We start from the raw sequence: 2048 nt of genomic DNA on the forward strand, positions 1-2048 counted from the left end.
CATCCCCCGCGCCCGCCTCGGCCTGGACGACGAGAAGGCCCACCAGGAAAGCAGGACGACCACCACCGTCAGATCTGACGGATCCACCACGAATACACCCGCACAGCCCACCCGCCGCACGGTGTCGCTCGGCCTCTCAGCAGCTATCGGTATCGAGATGCTCCCTGGCGAGCTGGTCACCGCGACCGCCCGGGAGTCCGCCGCGTTCGTGCGACGCATCGGCGGCGCGACCGTGGACCCCCTCCTGATCGAGCAACTCGCCGACGACGTCGCCCGCTTGGCGGTCGAGGCGATCGCCACGCCACCCGAAGACATGTTGACCGAGGCTCATCACATGCGCACCCAGGTATTCGCCGCCCTGGACCAGGGATGCCGTCCCACCCAGATGCGCGACCTCTATCTGATCGGCGGCCAGCTTTCGGGCATCCTCGCCTACGCCGCCCTCGACCTCGATGAACCCCGCGCGGCCATGACCAACGCCCGTAGCGCGCTGATGTGCGCTGACATGGCCGGGCACACCGGCCTTGCCATCTGGGTCCGTGGCACCCAAAGCCTGATCGCCCGCTTCGCCACCCGCTACACCGACGCCCACCAGTACATCCGCGCCGGTATGGCGCTACACCCCACCGGCGCGGGGCTCGCGCGTCTGGCCAGCGGCGAAGCACAGTGCCTGGCCCACTTCGGGGACAGCGCCGGTACCCGCGCCGCACTCACCACCGCGGTCAAGGCCATCGACAGCCCGGGCATCCCCGGTGACATCGACACCGGTCTGTTCACGTTCACCCAAGCGAAAACCCACTACTACGGCGCAAGTAGCCTCATCTGGTTCACTGACCGCGCTGACGCGGCAGCTGCGGAAGACGCCGCGACCACCGCCATCGACCTGTTCCAGAACGGGCCGGCCGAGGAACGTTTCCTCACCGACGAGATCCTCGCTCACATCTACCTGGCGACCGCCCGGCTTCTCCTCGGCAATATCGACGGAGTCGTTGACGCCCTGCAACCGGTACTGACTATCCCGCGGGAGAACCGCGTGTCCTGGCACCGCCGCCGCCTCGACCGTATCGTCTCCATGCTCAACGCCCAGCGTTACCACAACGCCGGCACCGCCGCTGATCTCCGTCACGAGATCGCAGCCTTCTGACCCTGGCCCGTTCGCCGTCACCGCAGCCCCTGGGCTGAGCGCTTACCAACCGCAGCCGAACCGCGCATCCAGCAGACAGGAACCGCTCACAGCAGGCATCGTGTGGGCAGGCATCGTGTGGGCAGGCATCCGGCCGGCAAGGAGGCGCGGTACGTGGTCACGGTACGAGTCCTCCGGGTATTCACCGATCATGCCGGTAGGTACGGTAACCCCCTCGGCATCATCGAGAACGCCCCGGTCGCCGTCCCCGACTGTGACCGCCGGCAGGCCATCGCCGCCGCTCTCGGCTACAGCGAAACCGTGTTCATCGACGACCCCGACAAAGCCCTCATCACGATCTACACCCCGCGTCGGGAACTTCCGTTCGCGGGACATCCCGCCGTCGGTGCCGCTTGGATGATCGCCCGCCTCGCTGGAACCCACCCCGACGTTCTCCGGATGCCTGGAGGGGAAGCCGCAACCTGGACCGATCCGGACGGCGTGTGGGTCCGCGCCCCACTCGCGATCACCCCGCCGTGGTGGCAGGAACGTCTCACCAACGCCGAGCAGGTCGACGCCCTCACCGGGCCGATCAATCCTGCCCAGGAGATGACCCAGGTCTGGGCGTGGCAGAACGAAACCGCGGGCACCATTCGAGCCCGTACCTTCGCAGCCCGACTCGGCATCGTCGAGGACGAAGCCACCGGCTCAGCCTCCATGCGCCTGGCCGCCGCACTCGGACGCCGCCTCACCATCTGGCACGGCCAAGGTTCGATCATTCACGCCGAACCCGGACCCCCCGGCTACGCCGCCATCGGCGGACACGTCACTGAAGACGACCCCCGCATCATCTGATCTGACCAGCGGCGAACGACTCGTACCACAGCGGATAAGCCCGGCAGACTGCCGAATTGCCCGTTTTAGG

The 2048-nt window shown here is 67.5% G+C and carries 2 protein-coding genes; both read left to right on the forward strand.

Features of this window, described 5'->3' with window-relative positions; all coding sequences use genetic code 11:
- Positions 1-1144 (forward strand): hypothetical protein (locus MJ785_RS20985; RefSeq protein WP_239382518.1); only part of this gene is annotated, 1144 nt, incomplete at its 5' end.
- Between the two features lie 117 nt (positions 1145-1261).
- Entirely contained in the window at positions 1262-1978 is a 717-nt protein-coding gene (locus tag MJ785_RS20990) for a PhzF family phenazine biosynthesis protein (RefSeq protein WP_239382520.1), read from the forward strand.
- Positions 1979-2048 lie beyond the last annotated feature (70 nt).

The sequence above is a fragment of the Protofrankia sp. CiT1 genome, assembly GCF_917627335.1.
Classification (GTDB): Bacteria; Actinomycetota; Actinomycetes; order Frankiales; family Frankiaceae; genus Protofrankia.